19 protein-coding genes and 1 pseudogene are annotated in these 19,702 nt (G+C 28.2%); 10 read left to right on the forward strand and 10 right to left on the reverse strand.

The genetic code is table 11. The features are described 5' to 3' along the window. The first annotated feature begins 28 nt into the window (after positions 1–28). The 8 genes from KQ44_RS00590 (at position 29) to KQ44_RS00625 (ending at position 5,586) form a co-directional block, all read left to right on the forward strand. Positions 29–1,039: a permease gene (locus tag KQ44_RS00590; RefSeq protein WP_096735797.1), complete on the forward strand. Its 1,011-nt coding sequence runs from the start codon at positions 29–31 to the stop codon at positions 1,037–1,039. A gap of 46 nt (positions 1,040–1,085) precedes the next feature. After that, positions 1,086–1,385, forward strand: a complete 300-nt coding sequence (locus tag KQ44_RS00595; protein WP_020004263.1) for a thioredoxin family protein — start codon at positions 1,086–1,088, stop codon at positions 1,383–1,385. A gap of 147 nt (positions 1,386–1,532) precedes the next feature. After that, complete coding sequence (gene sec1, locus KQ44_RS00600; RefSeq protein ID WP_205676534.1) at positions 1,533–1,847, forward strand: thioredoxin-like selenoprotein Sec.1; 315 nt, start codon at positions 1,533–1,535, stop codon at positions 1,845–1,847. A 238-nt stretch (positions 1,848–2,085) separates the two neighbouring features. After that, positions 2,086–2,373, forward strand: a complete 288-nt coding sequence (locus KQ44_RS00605) for a thioredoxin family protein (RefSeq protein WP_096735799.1) — start codon at positions 2,086–2,088, stop codon at positions 2,371–2,373. A gap of 220 nt (positions 2,374–2,593) precedes the next feature. After that, positions 2,594–3,226 carry a bifunctional 4-hydroxy-2-oxoglutarate aldolase/2-dehydro-3-deoxy-phosphogluconate aldolase gene (gene eda / locus KQ44_RS00610; protein WP_096735800.1) on the forward strand — a complete coding sequence of 211 codons (633 nt, stop codon included), beginning with the start codon at positions 2,594–2,596 and terminating at the stop codon, positions 3,224–3,226. Positions 3,227–3,307: 81 nt separating this feature from the next. After that, positions 3,308–3,892: a tetratricopeptide repeat protein gene (locus KQ44_RS00615; RefSeq protein ID WP_096735801.1), complete on the forward strand. Its 585-nt coding sequence runs from the start codon at positions 3,308–3,310 to the stop codon at positions 3,890–3,892. A 78-nt stretch (positions 3,893–3,970) separates the two neighbouring features. Continuing rightward, positions 3,971–4,525: a DJ-1 family glyoxalase III gene (locus KQ44_RS00620; RefSeq protein ID WP_096735802.1), complete on the forward strand. Its 555-nt coding sequence runs from the start codon at positions 3,971–3,973 to the stop codon at positions 4,523–4,525. Between the two features lie 74 nt (positions 4,526–4,599). Further along, a complete protein-coding gene (locus tag KQ44_RS00625; protein ID WP_096735803.1) occupies positions 4,600–5,586 on the forward strand; it encodes a sugar phosphate nucleotidyltransferase in 987 nt (328 codons plus the stop codon). A 92-nt stretch (positions 5,587–5,678) separates the two neighbouring features. Here KQ44_RS00625 and KQ44_RS14640 read toward each other — a convergent pair whose 3' ends face one another. The 10 genes and pseudogenes from KQ44_RS14640 to KQ44_RS00665 form a co-directional block, all read right to left on the reverse strand. Beyond that, the gene (locus tag KQ44_RS14640) at positions 5,679–5,831 is read right to left on the reverse strand and encodes a hypothetical protein (protein ID WP_240516401.1); all 153 of its coding nucleotides are present in this window, start codon (positions 5,829–5,831) and stop codon (positions 5,679–5,681) included. Between the two features lie 32 nt (positions 5,832–5,863). Further along, the gene (locus KQ44_RS14645; RefSeq protein ID WP_240516402.1) at positions 5,864–6,109 is read right to left on the reverse strand and encodes a hypothetical protein; all 246 of its coding nucleotides are present in this window, start codon (positions 6,107–6,109) and stop codon (positions 5,864–5,866) included. A 9-nt stretch (positions 6,110–6,118) separates the two neighbouring features. Next, positions 6,119–7,438 carry a spiro-SPASM protein gene (locus KQ44_RS00635; RefSeq protein ID WP_346426122.1) on the reverse strand — a complete coding sequence of 440 codons (1,320 nt, stop codon included), beginning with the start codon at positions 7,436–7,438 and terminating at the stop codon, positions 6,119–6,121. A gap of 132 nt (positions 7,439–7,570) precedes the next feature. Continuing rightward, a complete protein-coding gene (locus tag KQ44_RS00640; RefSeq protein WP_096735804.1) occupies positions 7,571–8,263 on the reverse strand; it encodes a hypothetical protein in 693 nt (230 codons plus the stop codon). A gap of 26 nt (positions 8,264–8,289) precedes the next feature. Then, positions 8,290–9,366 carry a peptide chain release factor 1 gene (gene prfA / locus KQ44_RS00645; protein WP_096735805.1) on the reverse strand — a complete coding sequence of 359 codons (1,077 nt, stop codon included), beginning with the start codon at positions 9,364–9,366 and terminating at the stop codon, positions 8,290–8,292. A gap of 77 nt (positions 9,367–9,443) precedes the next feature. Next, positions 9,444–11,060: a hypothetical protein gene (locus KQ44_RS00650; protein WP_096735806.1), complete on the reverse strand. Its 1,617-nt coding sequence runs from the start codon at positions 11,058–11,060 to the stop codon at positions 9,444–9,446. A 140-nt stretch (positions 11,061–11,200) separates the two neighbouring features. Next, entirely contained in the window at positions 11,201–12,415 is a 1,215-nt protein-coding gene (locus KQ44_RS00655; RefSeq protein WP_096735807.1) for an FprA family A-type flavoprotein, read from the reverse strand. Positions 12,416–12,452: 37 nt separating this feature from the next. Further along, positions 12,453–13,232 carry an FAD-binding protein gene (locus KQ44_RS15510; protein ID WP_346426123.1) on the reverse strand — a complete coding sequence of 260 codons (780 nt, stop codon included), beginning with the start codon at positions 13,230–13,232 and terminating at the stop codon, positions 12,453–12,455. An 18-nt stretch (positions 13,233–13,250) separates the two neighbouring features. Continuing rightward, positions 13,251–14,378, reverse strand: a pseudogene (locus tag KQ44_RS14655) (acyl-CoA dehydrogenase family protein); the annotation flags it as partial. Between the two features lie 64 nt (positions 14,379–14,442). Beyond that, positions 14,443–15,792, reverse strand: coding sequence for a butyryl-CoA:acetate CoA-transferase (locus KQ44_RS00665; RefSeq protein ID WP_096735809.1), 1,350 nt, complete (start codon positions 15,790–15,792; stop codon positions 14,443–14,445). Between the two features lie 327 nt (positions 15,793–16,119). On the opposite strand from KQ44_RS00665, the gene KQ44_RS00670 reads away from it, so the two are divergent. Both KQ44_RS00670 and KQ44_RS00675 read left to right on the forward strand, forming a co-directional pair. Beyond that, positions 16,120–17,730, forward strand: coding sequence for a peptide ABC transporter substrate-binding protein (locus tag KQ44_RS00670; protein ID WP_096735810.1), 1,611 nt, complete (start codon positions 16,120–16,122; stop codon positions 17,728–17,730). Positions 17,731–17,843: 113 nt separating this feature from the next. Further along, positions 17,844–19,439, forward strand: a complete 1,596-nt coding sequence (locus tag KQ44_RS00675; protein WP_240516403.1) for a peptide ABC transporter substrate-binding protein — start codon at positions 17,844–17,846, stop codon at positions 19,437–19,439. Positions 19,440–19,702 lie beyond the last annotated feature (263 nt).

Consider the following 19,702-nt stretch of genomic DNA (forward strand, 5'->3'; position numbering starts at 1 on the left):
ATAATTATAAAAATTAGGAGTTATAAAAATGTCAGTTATAAAATCAATATTTGTTTTTATACAGGATCAAATAATATCTATGAAATGGCTAAATACATTGATAGGTAATATATTAAATAATTTTGCTCTATCAGAAACAATGAAAGGAGTAATACAGTTTTTTATTTATGATGTTATAAAAATATTTGTTCTTTTATCTGTACTTATATTTTGTATATCATATATTCAAAGCTACTTTCCTCCAGAGAGAACTAAAAAAATATTAAGCAGATTTAACGGAATATCAGCCAATATATTAGCAGCACTTTTTGGAACGGTTACTCCATTTTGTTCATGCTCTTCAATACCTTTGTTTATAGGATTTACTTCTGCAGGAATACCTATTTCTATGACATTTTCTTTTTTAATATCTTCACCTCTTGTAGATTTGGCTTCTTTAATACTTCTATCAAGTGTGTTTGGAATGAAAATAGCAATAGCTTATGTTATTGTAGGACTTGTACTTGCTGTTGTAGGAGGTACTTTAATAGGTAAGTTAAAAATGGAAAGATATTTAGAAGATTTTGTTAAAAATATAAAATCAAATGCAGATGTAGAAATAGAGTCTATGACAAAAAAAGATAGAATTATATATTCAAAAGATCAGGTAATGCAGACTATAAAAAAAGTTTATTTATATATTTTTATAGGGGTTGCAATAGGAGCTTTTATACATAATGTCATACCAGAAGCATGGATAAATACTGTACTAGGAAAAAATAATTGGTATTCTGTACCTTTGGCAACTTTAGTAGGTATACCAATGTATGCAGATATATTCGGTACTCTTCCAGTGGCTGAAAGTTTATTTTATAAAGGTGCTGGAATAGGAACTATTTTATCTTTTATGATGGCGGTTACTGCTTTATCACTTCCGTCAATTATTATGATAAAAAAGGTTGTAAAAATACAGCTTCTTGTTCTTTTTGTAGGTATAGTAACTTTAGGAATAATTATTATTGGATATTTATTTAATAATTTTTATTTTCTATTTGCATAAATAATATATAATAAAAAAATAAAACAAAAAAAGGAGATAAAAAACTATGTCATCAGAAAAAAATTGCTGCTGCGGAGGTTCATGCAGTGGAGAATCATCAAATGCTAGAATTAAAATATTAGGAAGCGGATGTTCAAACTGCCAAAAACTTGAGAAAAATGCCTTAGAAGCTGTAAAAGAAATGGGAATTGATTTAAGTGTAGGACATGTACAGGATATGGCACAAATAGCTTCTTATGGTGTAATGTCAACTCCTGCTTTGGTGCTTGATGAAAAAGTATTATCATACGGAAAAGTGCTTACAAAAGATGAAATCATTGCTTTATTAAAAGATAAAGTAAAATAAGCATATTTCTTAATTGTATTTAAGGCTTAGATATATATTGTATCTAAGCTTTTTTTATATTATTTTTTTAATTTTAAATTTGCAATTATTTTAATATACCTATATTATGTATTTAGAAATTATGAATTAAAGGGTATTTAAAAAATTATGATTAAAAAAAATATAGAATTCGGATGAGGCTGTTTACCTGATCCTCTAGAAGATGAGGAAAGAGAAATAGAAAAAATATTATTATTAGGCGGCAATGATGATGATGCTTCATTAAATATGCTTAGCAATCTTAGAAATGCTATATTAGATTTGGATTTGGATTTATCTATAAAATTTACAGATAGTAAGGGAAGTATGTCGTATTATGGAGTTATGACATTGCCTGCACTTGTCGTTAATGATGAGCTTGTATCGTATGGTGAGGTACTAAGTAAAGAAACAATAATAAATATTATAAAAGAAAAATTATAAAAATATATAAATTTTGATAATAGATTTAAATATAGTATTTTTTAATAAATAAAACAAATAAAAATTATGAGCCTCTGTAAAGAGCCTTTAAGCGAATAATTTTTAATATATAAAACAAATTAAAAATTATGAGCCTCTGTAAGAGCCTTTAAGCGAATAATTTTTAATATATAAAAAGGAGAAACATATGTCATTAAAAGATCTTTTTTTCGGTGGAAACTGCGGCTGAGGACCTTCAATCAATCTCTTCGGTGAAGAGGAAACAAATAAAGAGTCTCCAGTAGAAGCCAGAGTAAAAATACTTGGAACTGGATGTTCTAACTGTCAAAAATTAGAAGAAAATGTAATAGCCGCTATTGAAGAAACTAAACTAGATTTGATAGTTCAGTATGTAGAGGATATGGCTGAAATAGCTTCTTACGGTGTAATGTCGACACCTGCTTTAGTTTTAGATGACAAAGTGCTTTCATATGGAAAGGTATTAAGTAAAGAAGAGATAATAAGTTTATTAAAAGAAAATATATAATAAAAAACAAAAATATTATCTATTTAAGAGAGTTTAAGTATTTTTAATATTTAAACTCTCTTATTTTTTTATTATTTTTTATATTAATGATATTATACATTCACTTTTCAAATTTTATAATATAAATTACATAATCATTGTTAATATAATTCTAATAATATTTACTTTAACAGTTAATTATGATAAATTAAAATAACCTATTATTTTTTATGGAGTTTTTATGTTTGAAAAATATATACAAAATAAGATTATACCAGTAGTGGTTGTAGAAAATGAAGAAGAGATAAGAAATATAGCCGAACTTTGTTTGGAGTTTCTGCCTTCTATAGAATTGACACTGAGAACAGAATATGGATATAAGGCTTTAGAAATATTAGCAAAAGACTACCCTACTCTTCCAAGGGCTGCAGCTACTGTTTTAAGCATAGAGCAAGTTGATAAAATACTTGATTTGGGAACTGATATAATAATAAGCCCTGGTTTTCAGCCTATTATGCTTGAATATGCTAAAACTAAAAAATATAATTATATACCTGGAGCTGCAACACCTTCTGAGCTTGAGCAGTGTTTATCTTACGGACATAAATATATAAAATTTTTCCATGCAGGTTTATTTGGAGGAATTAATTGGATAAAAAACATAGCTCCTGTTTATCAGCATACTGGTGTTAAGTTTATGCCTTTGGGAGGAGTAAACATTGATAATATAAAAGAATACCTAGAAAACAAGCATGTATTTGCCTGCGGAGGATCTTGGCTTTGCCCTAGAAACTTAATGGAAGAGAAAAATTGGAAAGAAATAAAAAAAAGATTTGAAGAGGCTTCTAAACTGATAAAAGAATTAAATAAATAGGTGTTATTTTTAACAATTTCAATATTATAGTTTTTATTATATAATATAAAAATAATTATATTAAAAACAGGACTATTCATAATGATTGATGAAAAAAATAAATATTTTTATAGTGCTTTAAACAATATACAAAATAAAAAATACGATGAAGCCATTAGTGATTTAGTAAAAGTTATAGAGCTTGATGGTAATAATTTAGATGCATATCATAATTTAGCAAGAGTTTATTATGAAATAGAAAACTATGAAAAAGCTATAGAAACTTATAATAAATCTATAGAAATATATCCTCATGACAGTGATGCCTACTATTACAGAGCTGAAGTTTATATTGATAATGAAGATTATGATAAAGCTATTGAAGATTTAGAAAAAGTAATAATAAAAAATCAGGCATATTCTGATGCCTACTATCTAATGTCAGTATCATACAGAAAAAAGAAAAAATATAAAAAGGCAATTAAATATTTAAAACTTACATTAGAGTTTAATAATGAAGACTATATAGCATATTATGATTTATATAAACTTTATAATATACTCTCTAAACATGAAAAAGATGAAGAAATAAAAGAAAAGTACATAAATAAATCTAATAAATACTTAAAAAAATCTGCTGATTTAGGATATGAAAAAGCATTAAATGAAATTAATAAAATTAAATAATAATATAATTACTTGCAATATTAGTAATATAATATTATCATATTACTAATATATTATAATGAAAAGGAGCATATGATTATGTCAAAAAAAGTTTTAGTACCATTAGCTGAAGGTGTTGAAGAAGTAGAAGCTGTAACAATCATTGATGTTTTAAGAAGAGGAGGATTAGAAGTTATTACAGCATCATTAACTGATAATTTGGAAGTAAAAGGAGCTCATAATATAGTTATAAAAGCTGATGCTTCTTTAGAAAAAATAATGAATTACGATTTTGATGCTATAGCACTTGCTGGAGGCTACGGCGGAATGAACAATCTTAAAGCAGATATGAGAGTTATTGAAAAAATCAGAACAATGTATGAAGATAAAAAATTAGTAGCTGCAATATGTGCTTCTCCTATAGTGCTTGGCGAGGCTGGAGTTATTAAAGGAAAATACACTTGCTATCCTAGCTGTGAAAGCTCTGTTAAAGGCGGAGAATATGTAGAGAAAGATATTGTTGTATGCAATGATAATGTTATTACTTCTAAAGGTCCTGCTACTACCGTATTTTTTGCTTTGGAATTAGTAAAATATTTAACTGGATCTAATGAGGAATTAGCTAATGCTTTATTAGTTAATTTAATAAAATAACAAAATTTATATTGATTTTATTAAATCTTTTATATATATTATTATATATAAAAGATTTTTTTAAGGATTGAAAATTGAAAGTTATTATACCAGCAGCAGGTGAAGGTACAAGATTAAGACCTCATACTATTACAAAACCAAAACCAATACTTCCTATAGCAGGTTCTACTATTATAGATTTTATTATGACTGAGATTTCTTCTATAGATAATTTAGAAGAGGTAATTTTTATAGTTGGATATTTAAAAGATCAGATGATCGAATACTTAACAAATAAATACAAAAATATAAAATTAACATTTGTAGAACAAAAGGAATATAAAGGCTTAGCACATGCCATTTATCTCACAAAAGAATATATAAAAGATGATGATAAAATATTTATAATATTGGGAGATACTATATTTAAGTTAAATTTATCAAATATAGTAAGCAAAAATGAAAACTCTTTAGGTGTATGCGAAGTAGATAATCCAAGCAGATTTGGAGTTGCTATATTAGATGATAATGGAGTTATAACAAAATTAGTAGAAAAACCTAAAGAACCTATAAGTAATTTGGCTCTTACAGGAATGTACAATATAGTAAACTCTAAAGAATTATTTTCTGCCATAGAATACATAATAAACAATGATATAAAAACTAAAAATGAATATCAGCTTACAGATGCACTAGAACATATGATAAAAGAAGGCATCATATTTAAAACATTCAAATTAGATGGCTGGTATGACTGCGGTGAGAAATCTACTATGATAGAAACCAATAAAACTATCATACAACATGAAATATTAAGTAAAGGAATAAAAGATACCGCTATAATACCGCCTGTATTTATAGATAAAGATGTAAAAATAGAAAGTTCTGTAATAGGACCTTATGTACATATAGGAAAAAACTCAAAAATAGAAAACTCTATATTAAAAAACTGTATTATATTTGAAGATGTAAATATATCAAATGCTTTTATGGATAATTCTATAATATCAGAAAAAGCCAGCTATAAAGGCAAAACTCATTCTATGGATATAGGGGCTTCTATCACAATAGAGCAAAATTAATACAAAAATGGTTATTACATATAAATTATTTTGACAATATAACTTTATATTGATTTTAAATACTAAAACAATTTTTTCCCTAATAATCTATTTTATAAAGCAGCATTCATAAATGCCATTACTATAAACTGCAAAAGACTAATAAATAAAAATATAGCAGTATCCATTATAAAAAGAGAATAAGGATAATTTGTATGTATGATAGAAAATCTTGCTTTATCTGCTATTATAAGAGAAGAGTACATTAAAAATCCAATAATTAATTTTATATGATCATTTAAAGGTACAAACTCAAAAAAACAATAAAAAATAATGCTATAAATAAACTTTGAATAAAAGAAAAAAGCTCAAAATAATAAACAAGTTTAAGCCTGTTATTCCAATTACGCACACCAGGAAGTATCTCTCTCATATAATAAAATTTCTTAACAAACTGAAATTCTAATACAAGCCTTATAGATAAAAATCTGACAACATAACAAGCTAAAACAAACTCTAAATATCTTACTACTATATGTTCCATAATTATCAATTAAAAATTATATAAATACCATTCATCGCATTTATTACAAAAATCCAAATCTTTTAAAGCATAATATTTATCTAATGAAGTCCATATATCCTCTAAAGAAGTATCATATATGGAAGATATTTTCTTTTCTTTATTAATATCAAACCTACAAATATAAACATCTCCGTAAGAATCTATAAATAAATCACGTGCCAAATGCCAGCAGCCAGTATTAATAAGAGGAGCCATATCCCCTACTCTGTTATCATCTATAATACCTCTGTAAGTATAATATTTCTGCATTATAATATCTATTTTATATTTATCAAAATATTTATAATATGAAGCTAAACAATCAAAATTATCTTTCTGCTTTACTATCTGCATATATGTATTTTTGGGTTCTCTAAGCAAGTAATAATCTATATTTGACATAATAGTTTTTATATCACCGCTTTCATATATTTTATTATAAACATTTTCATCTATGGTATCTAAATGAATAATGACATGCAAATTAGAATTTTCTGACTGCATATTTATTAATCTTTTAGCTTTTTCGCTGTCAAGAAGCAAAGCATTAGTCTCTAAATATATATTAACATTCTTATTTTGAATAGCAAAGTACAATATGTCAAACAATTCGCTATTTAAAAGAGGCTCATAATAGCTGCCTATAGACATATGAAAATCACCGCAGAAACTTAATATTTTATTATAAATAGTTTTAAACTCTTCTAAAGTTATATTTTTTTCCTCTTTGTTAAGTTCTGTTTTTATGGTTTGATTTTTCAATAAATATCTGTTTATAACATTTTGTCTGTTATTAATATCTATTTCTATATATGAAGGCAGAGTTCTTCTTATGCTTGGATTATTTTTTATTAAGTCGGTCATTTCTTTATAGCTTTCATTATTAATAAGCCTTTTTATAAGAATGGCATTTCTTTTACTATCAGCAAATAGATAAAGCCTGTAATATCTCATGTCATATTCGGATATAAGTATTTCTATCTCAAAAAAATTAGGGTCAACAAATACTATATTGCTCACAGCATTTTCAGAAGGTTTTATATTTTTTGTCTTTATAATATTAAATAATTTCTCAAATGCTGTTCTTCTTATTATAAAAGGAACAATACCAGAAGGATAATTCTCTCCATAACTGAAATAAGCTATATTTTCTTCATGAATTTTTGTAAGTTTAATAGTCTCTTCAATATTGAAAAGAGGCATGTCACTTGGTATATAAATTATATTATCATAATTCTCACTTTCTTTATAAATATTATTTAAATAATTTTCTATATTCTCAAGATCATTATTTTCTATATATTTAATATCACAATCTAAATTATTTTTAAAATTTTAGCTTTATTATAAAAAATATCATCAAACTCTTTAGAAAACTCATTATCAAAAGATTTATCAATCAATATTAAAAAACTCATTTTTTATAACCTCTTTAAATTATTAAATATAATCCATAATATCATCAGGAGTTCTGGATATTAAATTACAAATACGGCATACATATAAACTATCCTCCATATGCTCATTATAAAGTTCATTTATAAGCACATCTTTAAAATTATTAGTTTTATTATCTATTATTTTTAAAAGAGAAGTAGCTCCGCAATAAGGACATCTGTATGCCAAATCATCTAATATATTGTATACAGCAGTTCTTTCATATTTATTTCTTTTATACATTTTTATTCTGTTATTTATATATCTATGCGGGAAAATTTCTTTATATTCATTTAAATTAATTCTTTTTAAAGCATTTGATTTTATATTTTTTATTTTACTTTCTCCAAGTAAAGAATACATCTGACACATAGAAATATTATATAAATTAAGCAAATCTATAAACTTATCATTAGTAAGTTCATAGCTGTCTATAGTTATAATTTCTGGATAATCGCTTACTACAAGTTTTAATTCATCTCTATTCTCTTTAAAAGATCCAAACTCTCCAAAAATATATTTATCATTTTTATGATAAGCAAATAATCCCATCAAATAATCATCATCACTGCCATAAGAATAATCACAGTATAAAACATTATCAAAACTTTTTATATAATCAATTATAGTATCTTCATTATTATATATATTATGAATAATTTTTTCTTCGCCGAATATGTTTTCTACATCTTTCATAAATAATCCGTCAACAATAAAAAATACTAATCAGAATATGATGCAAGCATATCTTCTTGCTCTTTTTTAAATAATGCATCAGTTATCTCAGTTATTTCACCGTCCATAAATCTGTCAAGTTTATAAAGAGTAAGATTTATTCTATGATCAGTAACTCTGTTTTGAGGGAAGTTATAGGTCCTTATTCTCTCACTCCTATCACCAGAACCAATCTGTTCTCTTCTTTCTTTTGCCTCTTTTGCCTTTCTTTCGGCCTCTTCTTTTTCATATATCCTAGCACGAAGTACCTTTAAAGCCTTAGCCTTATTTTTATGCTGGCTCTTTTCGTCCTGACACTGAACTACCAATCCTGTAGGCAAATGTGTAATCCTAACAGCACTGTCAGTAGTATTAACAGACTGTCCTCCAGGACCACTTGAACGGAATATATCAACTCTTATATCTTCATCTTTAATAACAACATCACTTTCCATAGCCTCAGGCATAACAGCAACAGTAGAAGCCGAAGTATGAATACGTCCTCCAGATTCTGTAGCTGGTATTCTCTGCACTCTATGCGTACCGCTTTCAAATTTTAATGCTCTATAGGCATTTTTTCCAGAAACAGAAAATATAACCTCTTTATAGCCTCCTAGTTCTGTAGGACTTGTATCTATTATCTCCATTTTTAAATTGGCTCTCTCTATAAAACGGCTATACATTCTAAACAAATCTCCAACAAATAAAGCGGATTCATCGCCTCCAGTACCCACTCTTATTTCTACTATGATATTTTTTCCATCATTTTTATCTTTTGGAAGAAGCAGAAGTCTAAGAGAATTTATTATATCTTCTTTTTTTTGATTAAGTTCTTCTATTTCTGCCAATGCCATCTCTTTAAGGTCTTTATCAGTTTCTGGATTATTAACCATCTCATTTGATTCATCTATTTCTTTTAATACTGACTTTAATTTTCTGTACTCTTCAACAATATCTTCTATCTCAGATTTTTTTTTCATTAAATCCTGAATAACTCTATTATCTTTTATATTTGCATCATTAAGTTTCTGCACTATATCTTCATATGTATTTTCTACTAAAGAAAGTTTATCAATTATAGACATAAAATAAATTTCTCTCCCAAAATAATGACTATTATATATGAATAATTATATTTATCAACCATTAATAATGATAATAACTATTTAGTTACACTATTAAAATTAGCCTTAAAGTCAATATTAATATGAGTATAATTTGAGCCAATAGTAGAACCCACTATAATACTATTAGGATAGCTCCAAGTTCTAAGAGGTATATCAAAATTTCTTAATATATCCTGAGATTTAGAAAGCTGTATTGTAAATATATAATCAGCATTCATATCTTTGGAAGTTTGAGATTTTATATATGATTCCAAAGTATCTGAAGAGTAGCTGTTATCAATTACTGTTTCTATTGCCTTTTCATCTTCGCTTGCAAAATATATACTGTCTACAAATGTATAATAAAGCACATTAGAACCATTATCATAAGAATATATAAAATTATTATTATAACTTCTTTCACCTTTATTGAGAGTAGGATATTTATTTAAAAGTGCTATTTCTAATTTAGGCAAAAGAGAATTATCATTTTCTATATTAAATATAATAACAGGATAAATAAGTTCAGATCTTTTAGATTCTATATAAGCAACAGCTATTTCCCCATAAAGATCATTAATTATACTTCCAAATGAATATACATCATTCATCTTTGTAAATAGATTAAATATTTCAGAAGAAAGCTCATTATTATGTTTAAGTTTCAAATCATTATATATTATGGGATAAAGACCAGCCAAATACGATTTAAGTCCAAAATACATAATAGTACTATCCTTTGAGAGATAATTTTGTATATCTATATTTCCATTTAATCCGTAAAGAGAATATCTGTCAGAACCTCCGTACTCATAATCAGCAAAAATGTCACAAAGTCCGTTATCGTCATTAAGCTTGATATTTCCATATATAGTATAAACATTATCAAAATATTTTAAAGGAGCAAATAAAAGAGAACCTTCGCATTTATTATAATCAAATAAATTCTTATTAACATAAAAAGAAATATCTGGATTATATTCAATTTTTACTTTATCAAGCAAAGCTATATCCTTTAAATCAGAAGGTTTTGAGTTTAAAAAGTCTATAAATTTCTTAATATGATTATAATTTTTAGCAGATATTAAAATACCTTTATAAAAACTAAAAAAGAAATAAGGACTTCCATTATCTAAAGCATATATTCTATTACCATCATAATTAATTTTTTTTAAATTATAAGTATCATTTCCAATTGTAAGAGTTTCAGAATTGAAAAAAGCATTTAATAAAAAAGAATTTAATCTTCCAACATCAAATAAATAAAAAATTTCAGAGTTTTCTAATGTTCCATTATATCCCCAAAAGAGTAAAGCGGCATTTCTTTTTAATATTGAATCGGAAACCATTTTTACAAAAAAATTATCATTTGTTTTTAATCTGTTTGCGAATGCATCTACACTTCTAACAAGAATAGAAAAATCATACATAGATTCGTCATGAGATATTCTATATGCATATATAGAATCAGAAAATTTAAGTATGCTTTTGTCAAGGCTTTTCACACTAATATATGCGATACTATCTTTTGGTATTTTTAGCTCAGACATATTTTTTTTATGAAGCCCATAAGGAAAATATCCAAATGTAAAAAATAAAATTATTAGTATGATTAATATAATAGATAATATAAAAAATAATTTAATCTGTCTTTGTCTTTTAATACTCACCATAAAAAACTATTTCCTTATTATCACCCAATATTTACTGTCTATTATTTTCGTCAAAATTCAAAAATCATTTATATAAAAAAGCCGATCCAAGTATAAAAACATGAATCGGCCTTTATTCAATAATATATTATTTTATATTATTATTTTTTCATAGATTCAACTATAGCATCAACTAAAGCATCCATTTCTCCAACGTTAGCAGCTTTCATAGAAGAAGTAATAGAAACTTGAGCATCTAAAATCTCACATTGTTTCAAATTATTTTCAATGAATTCCTGCATTAAAGCACCAGATTTAGGAGCCCAAGAACCATTTTCAATGATAGCAAATTTACGTTTTTGAACATTAAGAGCTCTCATATCATCTAAATAGTTATGCATAGGCGGATAAATATTTAGGTTATAAGTAACAGAAGCTAATACAACATGGCTCAATTTGAAAGTATCAGAAATCAAGTAAGAAACATCAGTGCTTGATACATCATGCATAACGATGTTTGTAATACCTTTTTCAGCTAATTTACAAGCTAAAACGCCAACCATATTTTCAGTATTACCATACATAGAAGCATATACAATTAATACACCTTTTTCTTCAGGTTCATATGTACTCCATTTATTGTATTTATCGAGGATATATCCAAGATTGTTTCTCCAAACAGGTCCATGTAAAGGACAGAACATTTTAATTTTATCAATAATTCCACCAGCTTTTTTGAGCAAGTTTTGTACATGAGGACCATATTTACCAACAATGTTAGTATAATATCTTCTAGCTTCATCTAACCAATCTCTGTCGAAGTTAACTTCATCATTGAATAGTTTTCCGTCTAAAGCAATGAAAGAACCGAAAGCGTCAGCAGAGAATAATACACCATTAGTAGTATCAAAGCTAACCATAGCTTCAGGCCAGTGTACCATTTGAGCAGCAACGAAAAGTATTTCGTGTTTACCAAATTTTTGAGTATCGCCTTCTTTTACTTGTATTTTTTTATCATCTGGAATAGTAAATCCGAACTGATCCATAAACATAAATGCTTTTTCAGTAGCAATAACTTTAGTTTCAGGATGTCTTATTAAAACTTCGTCTATAGAAGCAGCATGGTCTGGTTCCATGTGGTTGATAACCATGTAGTCAAGTTTTTTACCGTTTAAAACATATTCTAAGTTATCTAAGAATTGTCTGCAAACAGCCCAGTCAACTGTATCAAAAAGAACTGTTTTTTCATCTAAAAGAACATAAGAGTTATAAGAAACACCTTTAGTTAAAGGGTGTACGTTTTCAAATAGAGCCAAGCGGTGTTCATTAGCTCCAACCCAATATAAATCTTCAGTAACTTTTCTAACGCAATGCATTATTTTCCTCCTAATTATTATTATTTAATTTTAATATTTAAGCCTTAATGAAGTTAGCTTTTTCTTCACTACATTCAGGACATACCCATTCTTCAGGAAGAGCTGTAAAGTCTGTACCTGGAGCTATTTCTGCTTCAGGATCACCAATGAATGGATTATACTCATAACCGCAACCGCTGCATACATAAATTTTAGGTATTTCAATTGTTTTCTTAGGAGCAATTTTTTTCATTTTTTTGTATGGAACTTCTGCAGGTTTTTTAGCAGCAGTACCGCCTAATGCTTTAGTTAACAAAGGCAAAATTTCTTTAACATCACCAACAATACCATAGTCAGCATTTTTGAATATTTTAGCATTTCCTCTAGTATTGATAGCAACAATAATAGCAGCATTTTTGATACCTTTCAAGTGTTGGTTAGCACCAGAAATACCGCAGGCTATATATAAGTTACCATTGAATTTTTGACCAGACATACCAACATATCTGTTGATAGGTAAGTATCTTAATTCTTCAGCAACAGGACGAGAACAACCTATAGCAGCACCAGCAGCTTTAGCTAAATCTTCAACAAGTTTCATGTTTTCTTTAGCACCAATACCTTTACCAGCACTTACTACTCTTTCAGCATCAACTATAGGAGTATTAATATCTATACCAACAGAGAAATCAATTCCATCTTTTTTAAGTGCAGCTACCAAAGCATCAACTTTTTCTTGAGCTGAACCATCTTTGAAGATGATATTTCTTCTTTCACCTGTGATAGGACCTTTTTTAGCCATAGGACCAGCAACAGCACCTGCAGGAGCTTTAGGCATTTTACCAAGTATAGCAGCAGAAATAACAACTCTTTGAATTTCGTTAGTACCTTCATAAATTGTACAGATCTTAGCATCACGGTAAGCTCTTTCAACCATGTAAGCACCTTTAATATAACCGTTACCGCCATGGATTTGAAGTGCATCATTAACTACTTCCAAACCTATATCAGAAGCATATTGTTTAGCCATAGCAGCTTCCATACCATAAGGTTCATGAGCTTGTTTTAATTCAGCAGCACTGTAAACCAAGAATCTAGCAGCACGTAATTTAGTAGCCATATCAGAAAGTTTGAAAGCAATAGCTTGCTGCTGAGCAATAGGACGTCCAAACTGTATTCTTTCTTTAGCATATTCTACAGCAGCTTCATAAGCTCCTTGTGCTATACCTAATGCTTGAGCAGCAATACCAATACGACCGCCGTCAAGAGTCATCATAGCAATTTTAAATCCTTGACCTTCTTTACCAAGTAAGTTTTCTTTAGGAACTTTAACATCATTGAAAAGTAATTGAGCAGTAGCTGATGAACGAATACCTAATTTGTTATAATGTTCTCCAAATTCAAAACCTTCCCAACCTTTTTCTACGATGAAAGCACTGATTCCTCTAGTACCAATACCAGGAGTAGTAACAGCAAATACTACATAAGTATCTGCTTTAGGAGCATTAGTAATGAAGATTTTTTCACCATTCAAAATATAATGATCACCATTTAATACAGCAGTAGTTTCTGTACCGCCTGCATCAGAACCAGCTTCTGGTTCAGTTAAACCGAAAGCACCTATTTTTTCTCCTTTAGCAAGAGGAGTTAAGTATTTTTTCTTTTGTTCTTCTGTACCGAAAGCATCAATAGGATAAGAACCTAAAGAAGTGTGGGCTGATAATATAACACCTACACCGCCATCTACTCTTGAAAGTTCTTCTACAGCTATTGCATAACTTAATACATCAAGTCCTGCACCGCCATATTTTTTATCATAAGGCAAACCCATGATATTTAATTTTTTTTCACCCATTTCAGCTACAGCTGCATCTGGGAATTTGTTATCAAGGTCTAGCTCTACTGCTATAGGTTTAACAACCTCTTCTGCCCAAGCTCTGACCTTAGCACGGAACGCTTCATGTTGTTCAGTAGTTTTAAACATTTTTTTCTCCTTATAACAATATTATTTAATAATAGTATATAAAAATGATAATCAATATTCAAATTTATTTATTGCTTTTTCTCCAAATTTTAGCTTTTTCTGCATCTTTTATCAATCCTTCTCTAAAATCAGGATGAGCTATAGATATTAAAGCCTCTGCTCTTTGCCAAGTAGTTAATCCTTTCAAATTAACTTTTCCATATTCTGTTACTACATAATGAGTATTAGCTCTAGTATCTGTTACGATAGTACCATTAGCAAAACTAGGAACTATTCTTGATTGCAATTGTCCGTCTTTACCTTTTACTGTTGAAGACAAACATATAAAGCTCTTACCGCCTTTAGATAAATAAGCACCTAATACAAAGTCTAATTGTCCGCCTGCTCCGCTTATATGCTTAAATCCTGTTGATTCAGCACTAACTTGTCCAAATAAATCTACTTCAACAGCATTGTTTATTGACATAAAGTTATCTATAGAAGATATCACTCTTACATCATTAGTGTAATCTACTGGAGCTGATAAACATTCAGGGTTATTATGTATATAATCATAAAGTTTTTTAGTACCAGCACCGAATGCATAAGTTTGTCTGCCTTTATCTATATTCTTTTTAGAACCTGTTATTTTTCCAGCTAAAGATATGTCAACAAATGCATCAACATACATTTCTGTATGAACACCTAAATCTTTTAAATCAGATTGTGCTATTAATGATCCTACAGCATTAGGCATACCGCCTATACCTAACTGTAAACAAGCTCCATTTGGTATCTCTTCTACTATAAGTTTAGCTACTGTTTTATCAACTTCTGTAGCTGCTCCGCCACCACCCATTTCTACTATAGGAGGATTATTACCTTCAACTATCATATTAACCTGATTAATATGAACCGATTCTCCCCCTATATTAGCAGCACCTAAGCATCTTGGCATATTTTTATTAACTTCTACTATTACACATTTAGCTCTTTCAAGCATAGCCTGCATATGTGAAGCATTAGGTCCAAAACTGAAATATCCGTTTTCATCCATTTCTGATACCTGGAACATTGCTACATCTATACCTCTTGGTAAATCTCTATAATATCTTGGCATTTCTGAATAACGTATAGGATCATAGAAACAAAAACCTTTATCTATTGCTTTTCTTTCCAATCCAGACATATGCCATGAGTTCCAAGTCATATACTTAGCAGCATCTGGAACTTTGAATATTTCAGGTTCCCAAAACAATATACCGCCTCTGAAATTAAGGTCTTTTAATTCTGGAAGTCTCTTAGCTAGAGCTTTATCCAATTCTATTGGAGTAGCAACTACCCAGCCATAATCAACCCAATCACCTGATTTTACAACTTTAACTGCTTCTTCTGCTGTAGTTAACTTTTCTTGATAAATCTTTTTAAAATCCATAAAAAACTCCCCACTTATATTTTTGAATAAAATTAATCGTTTTTTAATAAACTCTAGTATAGTAAATTTAAATTTGATTGTCAATTAAATTTTAATTATTGAACATATTTTTTTTGTATTTTTACACAGGGCAAATTAATATTTTCTTATAAACTTACTAATCATATTTAACATATACATAGAAAAACATTTTTGTGAAATTATATAATAATTATAACTATACTAAATCACAAAAATATATATATATTAATATTGACTTTATACCAATATCTAATATAATAATTAAATATATAATTAATGATTTTTTATTTCGGAGTCCCGTAAAAAATGAAAAATATTTTTTTATATTTAATAATCATTATTGTAACCGTTTCCTGCAATAATCAAAATCAAAAAATTGATCCAACCAGAGATATAATAATTAATATGGGAAGTAATCCTGCTACAATAGATCCTACACTAAACTCTATAGGTGTAGTCAGTACATACATATTGCATGCATTTGAAGGTTTAACAAAAACAGACCTTAATAATAATATAAAAGCTGGAATGGCAGAAAGCTGGGATATATCAAAAGATGGTTTAACATATATATTTCATCTAAGAACAAATGCAAAATGGTCTGACGGAAAACCAGTAACAGCTTATGATTTTCAATACAGTTGGAGAAGAGCTGTAGACCCTAATATTAATGCCTCATACTCATACATGATGGAAATTATAAAAAATGCAAAAGATATAAGAATGGGACTTATGAGTGTAACAAATTTAGCCGCTGAAGCTGTAGATGATTATACATTAAAAGTAGTACTTGAAACTCCATCTATGTACTTCATAGACTTTTTGGCTTCTACTGGAATATTTGTGCCTTTGAGAGAGGATATTATAGAAAAATACGGGGATGAATGGACGCTAAAACCTGAGACATATATCTGTAATGGACAATATAAATTAAGAGAAATAATTGAAAATGAGAAAATAGTATTTGAAGAAAATCCATACTACTATGATAAAAATGAAATAATAGCTAAAAGAATAACTTTTGTATCAAATTCTGATGTAATAAATATTATTGAACAAATTACTAATGGACAAATACATTTTTCAGCATTAGAAGCCCCTGCTTATGAGCTAGAATATCTTAAAAATGAAGGATATATTGTTCCAAATAATGCAATAGGAACTATATATCTTGAATTAAATATAACAAATGAAGCATTAACAAATAAACTAGTAAGACAGGCATTATCACTTGCTATAGATAGAAAATATATAGTTAATAACATAATAAAAGGATCTCAAACTCCTGCAGGAGCTTTTGTACCGCCTGCTGTAAAAGGTATTAGATATTCTTTTAGAGATGAGTCATCTAATTACATAGATACAGACAGCTACGAAAAAAATATTATGAAAGCCAAAGAATTAATGGCTCAGGCTGGATATCCTAATGGAGAAAATTATCCTGTTTTGCAGGTAAAAGTATCTCCTGGAATGTTTTATGAAGTTGGAGAGGCTATTAAAAAAATGTGGAAAGACAATTTAAATATAAATACTGATTTACAGGAGGAAGAGTTCCCAGCTACATTATTGGCACTCACAAAGAAAAAATATCAAATCGCAAGAATGGGCTGGACTGGTGATTATTATGACCCTATGACTATGCTTGATGTTATGATAAGCTATGGAGGAGTTAATCATTCTGGTTTTTCAAATGCTAAATATGACAGTTTAATATCTGAGGCTAAATTATCATATGATAATAATCTAAGAATGAAAAATATGAGAGAGGCTGAAGCTATACTTTTAGATGAAATGCCTATTATACCTTTATATTATAGATCAGATTCTTTTATAGTATATCCATATTTGAGAGATTTGGTATTAAATCCTTTAGGAAGACATAGATTTAATTATTGCTATTTGGAGCAGACTAATTAATTTATTTTTATTTTTTCTATAAACATTAATACTATTTATTATTCTATAAAAAATTTGTAGTTTTTATTATTTTATACTAAAATAATAATACACTATAATTTAAGGATAATTTCATGATTAAAAAAAATATATTTATTATCATAATGCTTTCATTTATGGCATTATCTTGTTCTTCAAAATCCTCTTCTAATGAAAATAATTCTATAGTTATATCATTAGGAGGAGAAGTTGCCACTATAGACCCACATCTTAATACTGCAAGTGCTGGTACTGTTTATATAAGACATTTCTTTGAAGGGCTTATGAAAAAGGATAAAGACAGCAATTTGGTTGGAGGAATGGCAGAAGACTATAAAATGAGCGAAGACGGACTTAGTTATATATTTTATCTAAGAACAAATGCTAAATGGTCTGACGGAAAACCAGTAACAGCTGATGATTTTGTATACAGCTACAGAAGATTTGTAGACCCTAAAACTGCAGCTCCTTATGCCTCTCTTATGGCCCCTGTAAAAAATGCATTAAAAATAGCTAAAGGAGAAATGAGTACAGAGGAATTAGGAATAAAAAAAATAGATGATTATACTTTAGAGATAACATTAGAAAATCCTACTGCATATTTTTTAGAGCTTGCTGACATGTTTGTACCTGTGAGAAAAGATATTATAGAAGAATACGGAGACACTTGGGTTCAGACACCAGAAAGCTATATAGGAAATGGTCCTTATAAAATGACGGAAAGAGTGAGAGATGATAAAATAGTAATGGAAATTAATACAAACTACTATGATAAAGATAAATTAGTTGCAAAAAATATTACTGTTTCTATGGTAGCCGATAAAAATACAGCATTAGCTGCTTTAAGAAACGGACAAATACATTTCTCTACACTAGTGCCTAATCAGGAAATAGAAAATCTTCAAAAAGAAGGTTTAATAGTAATGAATCAGGCATATGGTACTACATTCTTTGAAATAAATCTCACTAATGAAGCATTTAGTGATTCGAGAGTAAGAAGAGCATTAGCACTTGCTATAGACAGAAACTATATAACAGAATCAGTAAATAAAGCTGGACAAATACCTGCTGGAGCTTTTGTACCTCCACTAATAAGCGATTATAAAGGAGAGTTCAGAGCAAACGGAGGTGATTATATAAGTGTTAATACAAATGAATACCAGAAAAATATAGAAGAGGCTAAAAAATTAATGGCTGAAGCAGGATACCCAAATGGTGAAAATTATCCAGTAATAGAAGTTTTAGTTGCCAATGACGGAAATGTTGTTATGGTAGAAGCTATACAGCAAATGTGGAAGAATATCGGAGTTGATGCTGTTATAGTACCTAGAGAATGGTCTGTTATACTTCAAAGTTTTAGAGATTTAAGCTATCAAATGGTTTTAAGCGGCTGGACTGGTGATTATAATGATCCTATGACTATGCTTGAACTATATTTAAGCTATGCTCCGAGCAACCCAGGATACAATAATCCAGAATATGACAAACTTATAGAAAGCTCAAAATATATAGTTAATCCAGAGGAGAGAATGAAAGTCCTTCATGATGCTGAGGCTATACTTATGTATGATATGCCTATAATACCTATACATTATAGATCCAATGTTTTAATGGTTGATAAAAAACTTAAAGACTATAAATTAGATCCTTTAGCTAAATACAGATTTCATTATTCATATTTAGAGAAATAATTTTCATATTTTATTTTTAATTAAATTTAATAAAAAAATAGAAAAAAAGAGGAGATTCATAATATCTTCTCTTTTTTAGTATACAGAAAAATTTTTAACTTTATAGATTTTTAACTATATGTATTATATTTTTTATTACTTAAATAATACCATAAAATAAATAAACTAAAACAATTTTGCATATATTACTTATTTAACTCTCTGTAATAAGAAACTAAATTATCATAAGGATAAAGCCTAAAAGAATCATTATAAACATTCTC

It is taken from the genome of Brachyspira sp. G79 (genome assembly GCF_002379365.1).
Lineage (GTDB): Bacteria > Spirochaetota > Brachyspiria > Brachyspirales > Brachyspiraceae > Brachyspira.